15 protein-coding genes are annotated in these 16,037 nt (G+C 70.4%); 8 read left to right on the top strand and 7 right to left on the bottom strand.

Annotation, left to right across the window (positions count from 1 at the left end; genetic code table 11):
* The first annotated feature begins 25 nt into the window (after positions 1-25).
* Positions 26-1,705 (top strand): DNA repair helicase XPB, encoded by a 1,680-nt coding sequence (locus ADK66_RS23360; RefSeq protein ID WP_053658818.1) that lies wholly within the window; start codon positions 26-28, stop codon positions 1,703-1,705.
* A gap of 102 nt (positions 1,706-1,807) precedes the next feature.
* On the opposite strand, the gene ADK66_RS23355 is transcribed toward ADK66_RS23360, so the two are convergent.
* The 4 genes from ADK66_RS23355 to ligD (ADK66_RS23340) form a co-directional block, all read right to left on the bottom strand.
* Positions 1,808-2,764, bottom strand: a complete 957-nt coding sequence (locus tag ADK66_RS23355; RefSeq protein WP_053658816.1) for a zinc metalloprotease — start codon at positions 2,762-2,764, stop codon at positions 1,808-1,810.
* A gap of 157 nt (positions 2,765-2,921) precedes the next feature.
* On the bottom strand, positions 2,922-3,665 hold the full coding sequence (locus tag ADK66_RS23350) for a TIGR03089 family protein (protein ID WP_053658814.1): 744 nt from the start codon (positions 3,663-3,665) through the stop codon (positions 2,922-2,924).
* Between the two features lie 90 nt (positions 3,666-3,755).
* On the bottom strand, positions 3,756-4,670 hold the full coding sequence (gene ligD / locus ADK66_RS23345; RefSeq protein WP_053658812.1) for a non-homologous end-joining DNA ligase: 915 nt from the start codon (positions 4,668-4,670) through the stop codon (positions 3,756-3,758).
* Entirely contained in the window at positions 4,660-5,601 is a 942-nt protein-coding gene (gene ligD, locus ADK66_RS23340; protein ID WP_053658810.1) for a non-homologous end-joining DNA ligase, read from the bottom strand. Before ligD (ADK66_RS23340) ends, ligD (ADK66_RS23345) begins: the two co-directional genes overlap by 11 nt.
* Positions 5,602-5,686: 85 nt before the next feature.
* On the opposite strand from ligD (ADK66_RS23340), the gene ADK66_RS23335 reads away from it, so the two are divergent.
* The 6 genes from ADK66_RS23335 to ADK66_RS23310 all read left to right on the top strand — a co-directional run bounded on the left by ADK66_RS23335 (position 5,687) and on the right by ADK66_RS23310 (position 11,095).
* Positions 5,687-6,709, top strand: a complete 1,023-nt coding sequence (locus ADK66_RS23335; RefSeq protein WP_053658808.1) for a Ku protein — start codon at positions 5,687-5,689, stop codon at positions 6,707-6,709.
* A gap of 75 nt (positions 6,710-6,784) precedes the next feature.
* Positions 6,785-7,423, top strand: coding sequence for a DUF4241 domain-containing protein (locus ADK66_RS23330; protein WP_053659409.1), 639 nt, complete (start codon positions 6,785-6,787; stop codon positions 7,421-7,423).
* 100 nt (positions 7,424-7,523) lie between these two features.
* The gene (locus tag ADK66_RS23325) at positions 7,524-8,240 is read left to right on the top strand and encodes an FKBP-type peptidyl-prolyl cis-trans isomerase (RefSeq protein WP_157552904.1); all 717 of its coding nucleotides are present in this window, start codon (positions 7,524-7,526) and stop codon (positions 8,238-8,240) included.
* A gap of 192 nt (positions 8,241-8,432) precedes the next feature.
* Entirely contained in the window at positions 8,433-9,257 is an 825-nt protein-coding gene (locus ADK66_RS23320; RefSeq protein ID WP_053658804.1) for a hypothetical protein, read from the top strand.
* Positions 9,258-9,289: 32 nt separating this feature from the next.
* Positions 9,290-9,946 (top strand): HAD family phosphatase, encoded by a 657-nt coding sequence (locus tag ADK66_RS23315; RefSeq protein WP_053658802.1) that lies wholly within the window; start codon positions 9,290-9,292, stop codon positions 9,944-9,946.
* Positions 9,947-10,084: 138 nt separating this feature from the next.
* The gene (locus tag ADK66_RS23310; RefSeq protein ID WP_053658801.1) at positions 10,085-11,095 is read left to right on the top strand and encodes an NADPH:quinone reductase; all 1,011 of its coding nucleotides are present in this window, start codon (positions 10,085-10,087) and stop codon (positions 11,093-11,095) included.
* Positions 11,096-11,284: 189 nt separating this feature from the next.
* Here the strand turns inward: ADK66_RS23310 and ADK66_RS23305 are convergent, their stop codons facing one another.
* Positions 11,285-12,934, bottom strand: coding sequence for a fatty acid--CoA ligase (locus ADK66_RS23305; RefSeq protein WP_053658799.1), 1,650 nt, complete (start codon positions 12,932-12,934; stop codon positions 11,285-11,287).
* Between the two features lie 56 nt (positions 12,935-12,990).
* Here ADK66_RS23305 and ADK66_RS23300 point away from each other — a divergent pair, with 56 nt between their 5' ends.
* The gene (locus tag ADK66_RS23300; RefSeq protein ID WP_053658797.1) at positions 12,991-13,482 is read left to right on the top strand and encodes an NUDIX domain-containing protein; all 492 of its coding nucleotides are present in this window, start codon (positions 12,991-12,993) and stop codon (positions 13,480-13,482) included.
* 16 nt (positions 13,483-13,498) lie between these two features.
* Here the strand turns inward: ADK66_RS23300 and ADK66_RS23295 are convergent, their stop codons facing one another.
* Positions 13,499-15,172 (bottom strand): MDR family MFS transporter, encoded by a 1,674-nt coding sequence (locus ADK66_RS23295; RefSeq protein ID WP_053658795.1) that lies wholly within the window; start codon positions 15,170-15,172, stop codon positions 13,499-13,501.
* Positions 15,173-15,343: 171 nt separating this feature from the next.
* The gene (locus ADK66_RS23290) at positions 15,344-15,883 is read right to left on the bottom strand and encodes a type 1 glutamine amidotransferase domain-containing protein (protein ID WP_053658794.1); all 540 of its coding nucleotides are present in this window, start codon (positions 15,881-15,883) and stop codon (positions 15,344-15,346) included.
* Positions 15,884-16,037: the final 154 nt, after the last annotated feature.

Below are 16,037 nucleotides of genomic sequence, written 5' to 3'. Positions count from 1 at the left end.
AGCCAATCGAGGAGAGGACGCTGGCGTGAGTGGTGGACCACTGATCGTTCAGTCGGACAAGACCCTTTTGCTGGAGATCGACCACCCCGACGCGCAGGCCTGCCGGATGGCGATCGCGCCGTTCGCCGAGCTGGAGCGCTCTCCCGAACATGTGCACACCTATCGGCTGACCCCGCTCGGGCTCTGGAACGCCCGCGCCGCCGGGCACGACGCCGAGGGCGTGGTGGACTCGCTGCTCAAATACTCGCGGTACCCGGTGCCGCACGCGCTCCTGGTGGACGTCGCCGAGACGATGGACCGGTACGGCCGGCTCCAACTCGCCAACGACCCGGCGTACGGGTTGGTGCTGCGTGCGCTGGACCGGCTCGTGCTGATCGAGGTGGCCAAGAGCAAGAAGCTCGCCGGCATGCTTGGGAACAAGATCGACGACGACACGATCCAGGTGCACCCGTCCGAGCGTGGCCGGCTCAAGCAGGCGCTGCTGAAGTTGGGTTGGCCGGCGGAGGACCTGGCCGGGTACGTCGACGGCGAGGCGCACCCGATCGAGCTGGCCGAGGCCGGCAAGGACGGGCGCAAGCCGTGGACGCTGCGGTCGTACCAGCGGGAAGCCGTCGAGGCGTTCTGGGCCGGCGGGTCGGGTGTGGTGGTGCTGCCCTGCGGGGCCGGCAAGACCCTTGTCGGGGCGGCGGCGATGGCCGAGGCGAAGGCGACAACGCTGATCCTGGTCACCAACACCGTCGCCGGCCGGCAGTGGAAGCGGGAGCTGATCGCCCGCACCTCGCTCACCGAGGAGGAGATCGGCGAGTACTCCGGCGAGCGTAAGGAGATCCGCCCGGTCACCATCGCGACGTACCAGGTGCTCACCTCGCGGCGCGGCGGCGCGTTCACCCACCTTGACCTGTTCGGTGCCCGCGACTGGGGCCTTGTCGTCTACGACGAGGTGCACCTGCTGCCCGCGCCGATCTTCCGGTTCACCGCGGATCTCCAGGCCCGCCGCCGGCTGGGCCTGACGGCGACATTGGTACGCGAGGACGGCCGGGAGGGCGACGTGTTCAGCCTGATCGGTCCGAAGCGGTACGACGCGCCGTGGAAGGACATCGAGTCGCAGGGCTGGATCGCCCCGGCCGAGTGTGTCGAGGTCCGGGTGACCCTCACCGACGCGGAGCGGATGTCGTACGCGACGGCGGAGGCCGAGGAGCGGTACCGGATGGCGGCTACCGCCCGCACGAAGCTGCCGGTGGTGAAGGCGCTCGTCGACCGGCACCCGGAGGATCAGGTGCTGGTGATCGGCGCGTACATCGACCAGTTGCACCAGCTCGGCGAATACCTCGACGCGCCGATCATCCAGGGCTCGACCACGAACAAGGAGCGCGAGCGGTTGTTCGACGCGTTCCGGTCCGGCGAGCTGCGGACGTTGGTGATCTCCAAGGTCGGCAACTTCTCGATCGACCTGCCCGAGGCGGCGGTGGCGATCCAGGTGTCAGGCACGTTCGGATCGCGCCAGGAAGAGGCGCAGCGGCTGGGCCGGGTGCTCCGGCCGAAGTCCGACGGGCGGCAGGCGCACTTCTACACGGTGGTGTCCCGGGACACGATCGACACCGAGTACGCGGCGCACCGGCAGCGCTTCCTCGCCGAGCAGGGGTACGCGTACACGATCGTCGACGCCGACGACGTCCTCGGCCCGTCCCTGCCGTCGTTCGACTGACGGCAGTTTGATCGACTCGGTTTCCAGGAAATCGGGGTATCCCCAGCGCTCTGATACCGCGCCTTCAAGGAAACCGAGTCGATCAAGACCACTGCGCCCTGGTCAGCCGGCGCCGCCGGCTCGGAACGCCACCCAGGCGTCGCTCATCCGGTCGGCCTGTCCGGCTGTGAACATGTTCATGCAGGAGTCCTGCGTGTAGTCCATGAAGTTGTGGATCGGGTCCAGCCCTGGTGCGGTGCAGGAGTCCGCGCCCACCGGGCAGTCGAACTGCGGCCCCGCCTCGCGCGGGGTGTCCTCCACGAAGTCACCTGCGGCGGAGCAGCCGTGCGCGAAGGTGTGCTCCAGCATCAGCCAGTGCCCGACCTCGTGCGTCAGGGTGTCGCCGAGGGCGTACTTGCCGGCGGTGCCGCCCGGCATCGACTCGTCGAGCATCACCACACCGTCGATGTACGCGCGGCCGTTGTTGTAGTCCTTCGGGAAGTACGCCCAGCCGAGTAGACCGCCGCCGATGTTGGCCGCGTACACGTTGAGGGTCTCCGAGTCGCCGGTGTGCAGCGCCCTCTTCATGTCCCGCTCGTTCTTGCCCGGCTCGACCGTGTACCAGGCGCTGTTCACCGTCCACGTCGTCTCGACGAGCGAGAACCGGAACGGCGTGTCGGAGGCGTTCGCCGCCGTACGGCCCGCGAACGAGTCGTTGAGCACGGTCAGCTGCGCGGCGATCAGGGTGTTCCACCTGGTCCGCTCGGCCGCGCTGAGAGGGTGGTCCGACACCATGTGGAAGACCGTCGGCACTGTGACGCTGCCGTTGGCCAGGCGCGGGGCGTCCTTGACCACCCCATAGGCCTTCGCCTCGTTCGTGGAGTACAGCTCTGGCTCCTGCGCGGTGGCGCCCTTGGCGACCCGGGCCGCGCTGTGCCGGTCGGCGCCCGACTCACACGCCTCGACACCCGGAGAGGCGGGGGCGGCAGTGGCAAGCGCCCCGGAGGCGCCGCCGGACGCCAGGAGCGTCGCGGCGGTGGCGGTGAGGACGGCCAGTCGGAAGGTTGGTCTCCTGTGCATCGTTGCACCTTTCAGTGCGGGAAGCGGTGCGCGTCGATGACGTCGTCGTGGGGTATGAGAACACGCCTACGGCATCGACGAAAGACCCTGTGAACAGGGCGGATGACGATGTAACGGAACAGGTTCGCCAAGCGCTGTTGGGCCTGGCGGGCGCGGGTCAGAGGACCCGGGTCGCCTGTTCGGCGGCGACGACCGCGTCCCGCCGCGCCGGGTCGAGGTTGGCGCTGATCACCACTGACGCGCCAGCCGACAGCGGCGCGAGCAACCACTTCAGCGGCTGCTCGTGCTCGGCGGCGTCGACAAGCAGCCGATCGCCGGCGCGCAGGCCCAGCATCCCCGCGACCTCCTGGGCGAGCGCACCCCACTGCCCGTAGGTCGTCCCGTCCGCGCTGGCCGGATCCGACGGGTGGATGGCGGCGTGGTCGGGCGTGACGTCCGGGTGCCGGAGCACCTCGGCGGACCAGTCGAGCCAGCCCAACGGCACGTCGGCCAGGCGACCCGGCCCGGTGCCCACCAGGTAGCGGTGCGTGGCGTCCGGCACGTCCTCCAGCCAGTCGTCCTGCCGCTCCGGCGTCACGAAGACCGCGTCGAACGGCCGGTCCCCGCCCGGTTCGAGCACGGGCAGGCCCGCCGTGGCGCGCGGCCGGAACGACACCGCCAGGCCCGAGGCCCACGCCCCCAACAACACCGCGGCGGTACGCCAGTGCGGCGGCAGCAGCACCGCTACGCGGCTGCCGGGGCCGAGCCCGCAGCCGTCCCGCAGGAGGCTCGCGCTGCGCGCCGCCCAGGCACCGAGCTGGTGCGCGGCCAGGTCGACGCGTTCACCGGTGGCCTCGTCGCGATAGCTGAGCAGGGGACGTTCGACGTCGACGGGTAGGTCGACAGTGACGGTTGCCTGCATGTCCGCTCCCCGGTGACGACGTCGGATTCACCCTACTCAACGACTTTGGTCCCGACCGTCGTCGGCCGACAGCCGTAGTTGTCGGCAACGTCAGCGCGCGGGCAGTTCCGGGCCGCCGTCGAGCAGCGGGGCGAGCAGGTCGCCGTACTCCTCGACACGGTCCAGGACCTCGGCGGAGGTGAACTGGCGGACGGCCGGCTTCCGGCCGCGGGCGCCGGCCTCGACCTCGTCCCAGGTCAGCGGCGTCGACACCGATGGTGCCCGCTGGGCGCGCAGCGAGTACGGCGCGACTGTCGTCTTCGCCGCGTTGTTCTGACTCCAGTCGATGAAGACCTTGCCGGGGCGCAGGTTCCTGGCCATCTTCGACACGATGAGCTTCGGGTGCTCCTTCTCCAACTCCTGCGCGATGCGACGCGCGTAGGCGGAGACGTCGTCGGCGGACTGGTTGCCGGCGATCGGGCAGCACAGCTGCATGCCCTTCTTGCCTGACGTCTTCGGGTACGAGTCGATGCCGTCGTCGGCGAGCCGGTCGCGCATCAGCACCGCCACCGGGCAGCACTCGGCGAGCCCTGCCGGCGGCCCCGGGTCCAGGTCGACAACCATCATGTCCGGGTGTTCGCCGACCTTCCACTGCGGTGTGTGCAGCTCCAGCGCGGCCAGGTTGGCCAGCCAGACCAGGGTTGGCAAGTCGTCGGCGACCACGTAGTCGATGGTCTCCCGGCCCTTGGTCGAGCCGGGCGCTGGCAGGGTTTCCACCCGCACCCAGTCCGGGGTGGCTGCCGGCTTGTTCTTCTCGAAGAACGATTTGTCGTCCACCCCGTTGGGAAACCGGATCCGGGTCACCGGTCGGTCGGCCAGGTGCGGCAGTAGCACCGGCGAGATCCGGGTGTAGTAGTCGATCACCTCACCCTTTGTGAAGCCTGCCGCCGGATAGAGGACCTTGTCCAGGTTGGACAACTCCAGTGGGCGGCCCTCGACGTCCACCTTCAGCCGGTCAGCCGGCATCGTCGACCTCCTCCGGCGGCTTGTCCGGGCGCATCCGCAGCACCCGGGGGAAGCGCAGCCGGCCGTCGGGGGTGCGCTGGCCGTACTTCACCTCCACCACCACCCGGGGTTCTACCCAGATGGCACCCCGGGCATCCTCGCGCGGCACACCCGCCGCGAACGGTGACACGCCGGAGCGCAACGGCTCCAGCTCGGCGAGGAGCTGCCGTTCCATGGCTGCGCCGATCCCGCCGCCGACCCGCCCACGGTAGATCAGCCGGCCGTCCGGGCCGGGTACGCCGACCAGCAGCCCGCCGATGCGGCGCGCTCCCGGCCGCCAGCCGCCCACCACGAAGTCGCCGGTCACCTCCAGCTTGACCTTCACCCAGTCCGGCGAGCGCACCCCCGGCCGGTAGACGGCGTCGACCCGCTTGGCCATCACGCCCTCCAGGCCGTGCTCGCCGGCCGCCTCGTAGGTGGCCGGGCCGTCGGAGAAGACCGGCGGCACCGCCCACCGGGCACCGCCGAGCGCGAGCGCGTCCAGGGCCTCCCGGCGGCGCTCGTACGGCCAGCCGGTCAGGTCGTCGCCATTGATCCGCAGCAGGTCGAAGATCATGTACGTGACCGGCATGACCGCCGCCAACCGTGCCGCCTTGTTGCGGTCCCGGACGTGCATGCGCTCGGCCAACGCGGTGAACGACGGCTGCCCGCCCTCGCCCAACAGCACCACCTCGCCGTCGAGCAGCACGTCGTCGACCTGCTCGGGCAGGGTGGCCAGCTCCGGGTACGCGGCGGTGATCTCCACGCCGGTACGGGCGTACAGATGTTGAGCACGACCGGAGATGTCGGCGAGTGCCCTGATGCCGTCCCATTTGAACTCGTAGGCCCAGCCGTCACCCGCAGGGAGGGGCCCGGTCATCGCGAGCATCGGCTTGAGCGGCGCTCCGGGCACGACCCGACTGTAGTACCAGGCCGAACACCTCGCGTCCGGTTCTTTCGGATGCGAGCATGGTCGATACCGGGGAAGGGAGCGCAGGATGCGTGCCATCTGGAAGGGAGCCGTGTCGTTCGGGCTCGTCTCGATCGGGGTGAAGCTCTACTCCGCGACCGAGGAGAAGGACATCCGGTTCCACCAGGTCCACCGCGAGGACGGCGGTCGGATCCGCTACAAGCGCACCTGCTCGGTCTGCGGCGAGGAGGTCACCTACGACGACATCGCCAAGGGCTACGACATCGGCGGCGGCGAAATGGTGATCCTCACCGACGAGGACTTCGCCGAGCTGCCCCTGACCAGCTCACGCGCCATCGACGTGCTGGAGTTCGTACCCGCCGAGCAGGTCGACCCGATCCTCTACAACAAGGCGTACTTCCTCGAACCGGAGGGCACTGCCACCAAGCCGTACGTGCTGCTGCGCGACGCGCTCATCGACTCGGAGCGGGTGGCGATCGTCAAGGTGGCGCTGCGCCAGCGGGAGCAGCTCGCAACGCTGCGGGTGCGCGAGGGTGTGCTGCTGCTCAACACGATGCTCTGGCCGGACGAGATCCGTACCCCGGATTTCGGTTTCCTCGACGAGGACCTCAAGGTCCGCCCGCCGGAGTTGGCGATGGCCAGTTCGCTTATCGACTCGATGGCCGGCGAGTTCGAGCCGGACGTGTTCACCGACGACTACCGGGCGGCATTGCAGGAGGTCATCGACGCCAAGGTGGAGGGTCGGGAGGTCGTCCAGCCGGAGGAGGCCGAGGAGGCTCCGGCCGCGGCGGTGGACCTGATGGCCGCGCTGAAGGCGTCGGTGGACAGGGCCCGTGCGGCGCGCGGCGAGCAACCGGCCCGCGGCGGTGGCGGCGAGCCGACGCCCATCTCGTCGGCCCGCTCGGCGCAGAAGGCAGCCGCCAAGAAGACCCCTGCGAAGAAGACCGCCACCAAGAAGGCCGCCGAGAAGAAGACGGCAGCCAAGGCCGAGCCGGCGAAGAAGACCGCCGCCAAGAAGACAGCGGCGAAGAAGGCCGAACCGGCGAAGAAGACGACCGCCCGCAAGACCGCACCGCGCAAGACCGCCTGACCGGTACGGCAGCGACGAGGGGTGTCGGCCGGACCGGGTACGCTCCGCCGGCCGCTGGCAACCGGAGGAGCCCTCATGCCGTACACCCCTGACCTGGACCGGTTGTTGACGCCCGGGGCGCGCTTCACCGATGCGCACGGCGCGTACCTGATCGAGGTCCACCCGGTGGGCGACATCGTGCTGCCGACCGGCCAGGTGGTCGGGTGCGACCCGCTGGTCCGCCCTGAGGCCGAGCCGTTCACTGTCACGGTGCCGCCTGGGCGTCATCCCGCCCGCGCCTGGGTGGCTGCGGTGCTGCGGGAGGACGCCGAGGTCGACCGGCGGGTGGCGGCACTGGAGCTGGTGATCTCCGAGGCGCCGACGGTGCGCTGGGAGCCGGCCGTCGCGGGCGACCAGGATGTCGCCGCCCTCGGCCCGGACGACTACTTCGGGTACGGGGTGGACGCCGGCGCCGGCACTCTCGCCGACCCGACAGCGCTCGCCGCCCTGGAAGCCTGGGACGAGGATCGCGTCGAGGAGGTCTTCATCCCCGCGGAGCCGCCCGAGTCGCAGGTCCCGGGGCTGATCACGGCCGTGCTGGACGAGACCACCGGCGCGAACGTCGTCACCGTCACCACGGGTTGGGGCGACGGTTGCTACGGAACCTGGATCGGGCGCGCGGCCGACGGGAGTGTCACGTCGTTCGTGACCGACTTCATGGTCGTACCCGAATAACGTCCCGCGACGGCCTCCCTGGGCGATCCGAGACGTCCGGGGCGGGCACAGCGGGCCGCAGGGCGGGTACCGTGTGCGTCGGCTTTCCCCCCGGCACCGGGTGCCGGCCACACCTTCGCAGCAGGGAGTCGACGACGTGAGCGAGCGGACGCAGCAGAACCGGTCGGAGGGCCAGAGCCCGGCGACGAAGGCGGGGCGGCGTCTGGCCGCCCAGCTGGCGGCGCAGAAGGCCGCCGAGGCGAAGCGGCGCCGCAACGCGTGGGCGGGTGGCCTCGCCGGCGTCGCCGTGATGGCGCTGCTGATCGGCGGTTTCGTGTGGATCGACCGGAACCGGGGCGACGACAAGCCCACCAACCAGGCAGGTGCGACCCCGTCGGCGTCCGCCCCGGCTGCGGACGCCCCCACCGCGCCCCCGGCTCCGCAGATGCCCGAGAACGCCGACCCGGCGCTGAGCAAGAAGCCGACGGTGAAGGCCGGCACTGGCGAGCTGAAGAAGCTCACTGTCACCCCGGTGATCAAGGGCACCGGCCCGGCCGTCAAGCAGGGCCAGACCATCACCACCAACTACGTGGGCGTGTTCTACAAGGACGGCAAGGAGTTCGACTCGTCCTGGAACGCGGGCCAGCCGGCCACCTTCGCCATCGGGGTGGGGCAGGTCATTCCCGGCTGGGACCAGGGCCTGGTGGGCGTGACCGTGGGCAGCCGGGTGCAGCTCGACATCCCGGGCGAGCTGGCGTACGGCAACGACGAGGCAGCCGCTGGCGGTCGTCCGACCGGCCCGCTGCGCTTCGTGGTGGACGTGCTCGCCGCCCAGTGACCTGTCTGGATCGCCCCGGTTGTCGTCCGGGCGCGATGGAGTTGTTCACATGGGGCTTCCGGCCGGTTACCCACCGGCAGTAGGTTCGGCGTCACCCCCTGGGCGGTCCGCCGCCCCGGGGTGGGCATCCGGACGGGGACGCGGAGGTGCGGTGTGACGACGCTGGCTGAGCCTGGGCGGACCGCCCGGCTGATGTGGACGCACTTCGAAGCGGTGCACGCTGTCACCTACTTCCATCCCCGGGCCCGTGCCGCGTACGAGGCGGTCGGCCTGCGCGGGTACTGGCGTGGCTACTTCGCGGGCCGCTCCGCGCCGCTGGGCGCCACCGAGGCGGCTCCGGTGATTGCCGCCTTCTTCACCTTCGCGCCGCCGATGGTGAGCCGGGCGCTGCCGGCGGTGTGGCGGTTGGCCACGCCGACGGAGGCGTTGCGGGCCCGGCTGACAGGTGCCGTGCAGGCGCTCGCCGAGCTGACCTACGAGTTGCCCGAGGCGCACCTCATGGAGACCGCCGACCTGCTGGAGGAGGCCGCCACTGCGGCGCAGACGGCGGGCCGGGTGCTCGGCGCTGCCAATGCGGCGCTGCCGATCGGGGAGTACCCCCTGGCCCGAATCTGGCAGGCCGCGACGACGCTGCGCGAGCAGCGGGGCGACGGGCACGTTGCGGCGCTGGTGGCCGCTGGCCTGGACCCGGTGGAGACGCTGGCCTGGAAGGTGGCCGTCGGCATGTCACCTGTGAACCTGCTGGGCCGGGGCTGGACGGAAGAGCAGTGGCACGCCGCCTGCGAGCGGCTGACACAGCGCGGCTGGTTGGCACCGGACGGTACGGCCACCGAGCAGAGTCGGGCCGACTTCCAGGCCGTCGAGGACGCCACCGACCGGGCCGCCGAACACCCGTGGTTGGCCCTCGGCGTGGATCGCACCGACCGGCTGCGTGAGCTGCTGGAACCGATCGCCCGGTCCTGTCACACGCTGATCCCGCCGGACAGCCCGATCGGGCTGCCCCCACTGCCCGCCTGACCGGACGCCTCCGGGTCGGGCAGGATGGGCCCGTGGTGGATGCTGTGGTTTTCGACCTGGACGGCGTGATCGTGGATTCCGAGCCCGTGTGGGAGGAGGTCCGGCGGGCGTACGTGGCCGAGCACGGCGGGACGTGGCAGCCGGACACCCAGCGTCGGCTGATGGGTATGAGCACCGGCGAGTGGGCCGCCTATCTCAGTGGCGAGCTGGGCGTGCGGCGCACCGCTGAGCAGGTCGCCGACGAGGTGGTGCGGGAGATGGCCCGGCGCTACCGGGAACACGTACCCCTCATCGACGGCGCGGACGAGGTGGTGCGCCGGATGGCCGCGCGGTGGCCGCTGGGGCTGGCCAGCTCGTCGCCGACCCGGCTGATCGCTGCGGCGCTGGACGCCACGGGTCTGACCGACGCTTTCGCCGTCACCCTGTCCACCGAGGAGACCGAGCGGGGCAAGCCGGCACCGGACGTGTACCTGACCGTCGCGCAGCGCCTCGGCGTCGACGCGACCCGCTGTGCGGCGGTGGAGGACTCGTCGAACGGGGTCCGCTCGGCTGCCGCGGCAGGGATGCGGGTGGTGGCGGTGCCGCACGGCTCGTACCCCCTGGACCCGGATGCGGCCGCGTTGGCGGCGGCGACGCTGGGTTCGATCGGTGAGTTGACCCCGGAGCTGGTGGGCGGGCTGAAGGGTTGACCTGCGCGCCGTCACGGCTGTCCCCGGTTGTGCGGTTTCCGGGCCGGTCTCGGTCGGCATGACGGGGACCGTGCGGGGTACCGCAGGCGACGGTGCTCGACACGGGTGCCGCGCGCCGGACAGCTGAGGAGTCGACGGATGAAGGCCATCGTGTACGAGCGCACCGGCGACCCTTCGGTGCTGGAGTTGGTCGACCGCCCGGTGCCGGAGCCGGGGGCGGGCGAGGTCCTGGTCCGGATGGCGGTGTCCGGGGTGAACCCGACGGACTGGAAGTCCCGGCGGTCCTCCGCGCCGAAGAGGTGGCAGATCCCCGGGCAGGACGGCGCGGGAGTGATCGAGGCGGTCGGCACGGGAGTCGACGCCGAGCTGATCGGTGAACGGGTCTGGATCTGGGAGGCTGCCTGGCAGCGGCCGTGGGGCACCGCCGCGGAGTACACGCTGGTGCCGGTGCGGCAGACGGTGCCGCTGGGTGACGCCTCGTTCGAGCTGGGGGCGAGCCTGGGCATCCCGTTCCTGACCGCGCACCGCTGCCTGACGGCCGGCGAGCTCATGCCGGACGCGCTGCGCTCCGGCGCGTTGGCCGACCACACAGTGCTGGTGCAGGGCGGGGCGGGCGCTGTCGGCAACGCGGCGATCCAGTTGGCCCGGTGGGCTGACGCCACTGTGATCGCCACGGTGAGCAGCCCGGAGAAGGCGCAGCTCGCTGCGGCGGCCGGCGCCTCCCTGGTGATCAATTACCGGGAGCAGGACGTGGTCGAAGAGGTCCGCAAGATCGCCCCGGACGGGGTCCACACGGTCGTCGAGGTCTCCCCTGCCCGCAACGCGTCGACGGACGCGCAGGTCCTCCGGCAGGGCGGCGCTGTCTGCGTGTACGCCGACGACGGTGGCGCCGAGATGACGGTGCCGGTCCGTCCACTGTTCGCGCTCAACAGCAGGTGGCAGTTCGTGCTGGTCTACACGGAGCCGAAGGCGGCAAAGGCACAGGGCGTGGTCGACGTGGCGGCGGCGGCCAACCAGGGTGGCATCCGGGTGGGCGCCGACGCCGGCCTGCCGCTGCACACCTACCCGCTGGCGGACGCGGCGGCGGCCCACCAGGCGGTAGAGGACTCGGTGGTGGGCAAGGTCCAGATCCCCACCAGCGACGCCTGATCGGGTCTTCGGCTGCTGATTTCCCCGTCATCAGGACAGAGCCGAACAATTTTCGCAACAATGACGGTGCGGGTTACCCGCAAGGAAAGGGCGGCCCCGGCGCGGTGCGAACGCCGGGGCCGCCCCCTGGGGAGGAAATGATCAGGAGAATTCCCTCTTCCCCAACAGGCGACGGTGCCCGCTAAAACGTTACGGGGCTGTCAGCTCCCGGACACTGAGCTCGCCTCCGGCGTACCGCGAACGGACGACCTTCTTGTCGAACTTCCCGACGCTGGTCTTGGGCACCGCGTCGATGAACGCCCACCGCTCGGGCAGCTGCCAGCGGACAACTGTGGCGGCCAGGAAGTCGCGCAGTTCCTCGGCGGTCGCCGTGCCGCCCTCCCGGACCACCACGGTGGCCAACGGACGCTCGCCCCACCGCTCGTCCGGCACCCCCACCACGCAGGCCTCCAGCACCGCCGGATGGGCCATCAGCGCATTTTCCAGCTCCACCGAGGAGATCCACTCACCACCGGACTTGATCACGTCCTTGGCCCGGTCGGTGAGCGTCAGGTACCCGTCCGGGGACAGCGTGCCCACGTCCCCGGTACGCAGCCAGCCGTCGCGGAACTTCTCCTCGTCGGGGGCGTCGTCACCGACGTACCGTGCGGTCACCCACGGCCCCCGGACCTCCAGCTCGCCCACTGACGTGCCGTCGGCGGGCAGTGGCTCGCCCGCCGGGCCGACGATGCGCGCCTGCACGCCGGCCGGCACCCGGCCCTGCGTGTAGCGGTAGCGCCACGCCTGCTCACCGCTCGCGCCGGCCGGTGGGCGGGAGACCGAACCCAGCGGGGACATCTCTGTCATCCCCCAGGCGTGGATCACGTCGATGCCGTGCCGCTCGTCGAACGCGTGCATCAGGGCCGGCGGGCAGGCCGAGCCACCGACGATCACCTCGGTGAGCGACGAGGTGTCCACGTCGTGGGTGTCCAGGTATGCGAGCAGGTCGGTCCAGATGGTCGGCACCGCGCCGGCCAGCGTCGGCCGCTCGGCGGCGATCATCTCGGCGATCGGCGCCGCCTGGAGAAACCGGTCCGGCATGATCAGCGACGCGCCGGACAGGAACGCCGCGTACGGCAGGCCCCACGACATGGCGTGGAACATCGGCACGATCGCCAGCTCCCGATCGGTCGGCCCGAGGCCGAACCCCTCGGGCATGCAGACCTGCAACGAGTGCAGGTAGATCGAGCGGTGCGAGTAGGCGACGCCCTTGGGATGTCCGGTGGTGCCCGAGGTGTAGCAGAGCGCCGCCGCGTCCCGCTCGTCCACCTCGGGCCAGTCGAACGTGTCGGGACGGTCGGCGAGCAGCGCGTCCCAGTGGTGCACGGTGATCCGGTCACCGGCAGCAGCCACCAGGGGCGCCGGGTCACCGCCGCCGACCACCACGACGTGCCGCACTGTGGCCAGCTCGCCGATCACCCGGGCCAGCAGCGGGATGAGCGTGCTGTCGACGAGCACCACCCGGTCCTGCGCGTGGTTGGCGATGTAGGCGACCTGGTCGGGAAAGAGCCGGATGTTGAGGGTGTGCAGCACCGCACCCATGCTCGGCACCGCGAAGTACGCCACCAGGTGCTCGTTGTTGTTCCACATGAACGTGGCGACCCGCTCGTCGCCTGTCACCCCGCACTCGTCGCGCAGCGCGTGTGCCAGCCGCGCCGCCGCGCGGCCCACCTCGGCGTACGTCATCCGGCGGGGTTCGCCGCCGGTCCAGGTGACCACCTCGGCCGTGCCGTGCACCCCGGCGCCGTGGTCGAGGATCCGGGAGACCTGCAGAGGGGCGTCCATCATCGTGCTACGCATGGGTAACAAGCTAGTGTCGCCGGTCACACGTTGGGAACCCCCGTAAATTGGCGCAGGTGAGCATTTCCTGGGCCGATTCGTACGTGGGGCAACTACGCGCGCTGGCCGGTGACCGGACGCTGATGTTCGTCGGCGCCCGGGCCGTGGTCAACGACAACGCCGGGCGCATCCTGCTGATCCAACGCTCGGACAACGGCCAGTGGGCAATGCCCGCCGGCGCCATGGAGCTGGGTGAGTCGATCGCCGACTGCGCCGTACGCGAGGTCCGCGAGGAGACCGGGTTGCGGGCGCTGCGGGTCTGCGCGTTCGCCCTCTACACCGGCCCGGACCGGACCAGCACCAACATGTACGGGCACACGTACCAGGTCTTCACCACCGCGTTCAAGGTGGAGGAGTGGGACGGGCAGCTGTCCCGGACCACCGACGAGACCACCGACGCGGGCTTCTTTCCCCGCGACCGGTTCCCGGCACCGCTCTCCGCCTCGGTCAACGAGACCCTGGCCGACCTGGACGTCTTCGATCAGACCAACCGGCTCATCCTGAAGTAGGTGAGCCGGCGGTCCGTCAGATCATCGTCTGGGACTTGGCCTCCATGTCGGCGGCGGCCTCATCCTTCGACTCCTTGGTGAGCGGCTTGCCGCCCGGCGCCGGAGCCTTACCGCCGATCGGGTCGGCACCACCGGTGGCACCCTCCGGCCCCGCACCTCGCAGCGTGTTGTTGGGCATCGCCACTGTGACCAGCACCGCCACGATGGCGACCAGGCCGGCGGTCAGGAAGACCAGGTGCAGCGAGTCGACGAACGACTCCTGGATGGCGGCCCGCACCGCACCGGGCAACGACATGATCGTCGCCGGGTCGTTGATCGAGATGTTCGTTCCGCCGCTCGCCGCGATCGCCGCCTGCTGGTCCGGCGGAAGCTGGGCGATCGCGCCCGGCAGCCGTTCGGCCAACTGCGTGTTGAGCCGCGAGGACAGCAGCGTGCCGAGGATCGCCACGCCGAACGAACCACCAAGCGACCGGAAGAACGTCGCCGAGGACGTACCGGCGCCCAGGTCCCGCACCGAGACCGCGTTCTGCACCGCCAGGACCAGCGACTGCATGCACAGACCCAGGCCGACGCCGATGACCACCATGAAGCCGAACGCCACCCACAGCGAGGTGTCCACGTGCAGCCTCGTGAACAGCAGCATGCCCAGCACCAGCGTCACCGCCCCGGCGACCGGGAACCACTTGTACCGCCCGATGCGGCTCATCGCCCGGCCGGTGACGATCGACGTGACGATGATGCCCGCCATCATCGGCAGCATCAGCAGACCGCTGCGGGTCGGCGAGGCGCCCTTGACGATCTGCAGGTACAGCGGGATGAAGATGATCGACCCGAACATCACCAGACCCAGCACGAAGCCTGCGGAGTTGGCGAGCGCGAACGTGGCGCTGCGGAACAGCCGCAGCGGCAGGATCGGCTCGGCGACACGGGCCTCCTGGAGCACGAAGAGCACTGCCAGCACCGCGCCCGCGGCCAGCAGGCCGATGATCACCCCGGAACCCCACGGATACTCGTTGCCGCCCCAGCTCAACGCCAGCAGCAGACAGCTCACCCCGGCGACAAGCAGACCCGCACCCAGCCAGTCGATCGCGTGCTTACGCCGCTCGAACGGGATCAGCCGCATCACGTGGTAGCAGACCACGATGGCAAGGATCCCCAGCGGCACGTTGATGTAGAAGATCCACCGCCAGTCGGTCTCCGCGAAGTAACCACCGACAAGCGGGCCAGCCACCGACGAGATGCCGAACACCGCGCCGAACAACCCCTGGTAGCGGCCACGATCGCGGGGGGACACCACGTCCGAGATGATCGTGAACGCCAACGTCATCAGGCCACCCGCGCCGAGGCCCTGGATGCCCCGGGTGACGATCAGCTGGGTCATGTTCTGCGACAACCCGGCCAGCAACGACCCGACCAGGAACGTGCCGATCGAGAACAGGAACACCGGCCGGCGGCCGTACAGGTCGGCCATCTTGCCGTACAACGGCGTCGACGCCGTCGAGGCGAGCAGGTACGCCGTGACCACCCACGAGTAGTGGTTGATCCCACCCAGTTCACCGACGATTGTCGGCAGGGCCGTACCGACGATGGTCTGGTCGAGTGCGGCCAGCAGCATGCCGGTCATCAGACCGAGCATGAGCAGCCGGATCTGCCGGTGATTCAACACCGGGGCGGCGGAGGCTTGGGTCATTCCGCCTACTTTCCCGCCCAACAGAAACCATGCGTCCCGACCCCCACCCCGTCCCGCCCACCCCCACCCTCCCCGGGTTGATCATGAGGTTGCCGGGGCCGGATCGGCGTATCGCTCCCGCCAACCTCATGATCGACAGGGTGGGGCGGGGCCGGGGGCGAGGGGGGACGGTCAGGCGGCGAAGGTTTGGGTGATCTTTTCGCAGAAGGCGGGGAGGTCGTCGGGGTTGCGGCTGCTGGTGAGGTTGCCGTCGGTGACGCACTCCTCGTCGACCCAGGTGGCCCCGGCGTTCGTCAGGTCCGTCCGCAGGCTCGGCCAGGACGTGATCCGTCGGCCCCGCAGCACGTCCGCCTCGATCAACGTCCACGGGCCGTGGCAGATCACCCCGACCGGCTTGCCAGCGTCGAAGAACGCCTTCACGAACCGCACCGCGTCCGGGTCGGTACGCAGGAAGTCCGGGTTCGCCACCCCGCCGGGCAGCACAAGCGCGTCGTACCCGGCGGCGTCCGCCTTGTCGGCGGTGACGTCCACGTCGTACGTCTTCGACTGGTCCAGGTGGTTGAACGCCTGGATGGAGCCCGGCTTGAGCGAGACCAGCTCGGCTGTCGCGCCGGCCTTCTCGACGGCCTCGCGCGGCTGAACGTACTCGACCTCCTCGACGCCGTCGGTGGCCAGGAACGCGATCCGCTTGCCTTGCAGTGTCGCTGTCATCTCGGTACATCTCCTCTCCGGGGGCACCTCAATTCCCTTCCCGCCGCCGAACACCCGAAACAGGTCCGGCCGGTAAGGAAGGGCACTGTGCGGCAGCGCACGGCCCCCCGATTGACAAAGGCCACCTGACCAGCGGCCGGACGCCTCACCGGCC

Origin of the sequence: Micromonospora sp. NRRL B-16802 (genome assembly GCF_001279555.1) — a bacterium.
In the GTDB taxonomy this organism is placed as follows: domain Bacteria; phylum Actinomycetota; class Actinomycetes; order Mycobacteriales; family Micromonosporaceae; genus Micromonospora; species Micromonospora profundi.
The sequence above is the reverse complement of the archived record's forward strand: the minus strand, read 5'-3'. Positions and strand labels throughout refer to the sequence as shown.

Coding starts and splice junctions, on each gene's coding strand:
- ADK66_RS23355 (WP_053658816.1), bottom strand. CDS start 2,764: ATGCACAGGAGACCAACCTTCCGACTGGCCGTCCTCACCGCCACCGCC.
- ADK66_RS23350 (WP_053658814.1), bottom strand. CDS start 3,665: ATGCAGGCAACCGTCACTGTCGACCTACCCGTCGACGTCGAACGTCCC.
- ligD (WP_053658812.1), bottom strand. CDS start 4,670: ATGCCGGCTGACCGGCTGAAGGTGGACGTCGAGGGCCGCCCACTGGAG.
- ADK66_RS23335 (WP_053658808.1), top strand. CDS start 5,687: ATGCGTGCCATCTGGAAGGGAGCCGTGTCGTTCGGGCTCGTCTCGATC.
- ADK66_RS23330 (WP_053659409.1), top strand. CDS start 6,785: ATGCCGTACACCCCTGACCTGGACCGGTTGTTGACGCCCGGGGCGCGC.
- ADK66_RS23320 (WP_053658804.1), top strand. CDS start 8,433: ATGTGGACGCACTTCGAAGCGGTGCACGCTGTCACCTACTTCCATCCC.
- ADK66_RS23310 (WP_053658801.1), top strand. CDS start 10,085: ATGAAGGCCATCGTGTACGAGCGCACCGGCGACCCTTCGGTGCTGGAG.
- ADK66_RS23305 (WP_053658799.1), bottom strand. CDS start 12,934: ATGCGTAGCACGATGATGGACGCCCCTCTGCAGGTCTCCCGGATCCTC.
- ADK66_RS23295 (WP_053658795.1), bottom strand. CDS start 15,172: ATGACCCAAGCCTCCGCCGCCCCGGTGTTGAATCACCGGCAGATCCGG.
- ADK66_RS23290 (WP_053658794.1), bottom strand. CDS start 15,883: ATGACAGCGACACTGCAAGGCAAGCGGATCGCGTTCCTGGCCACCGAC.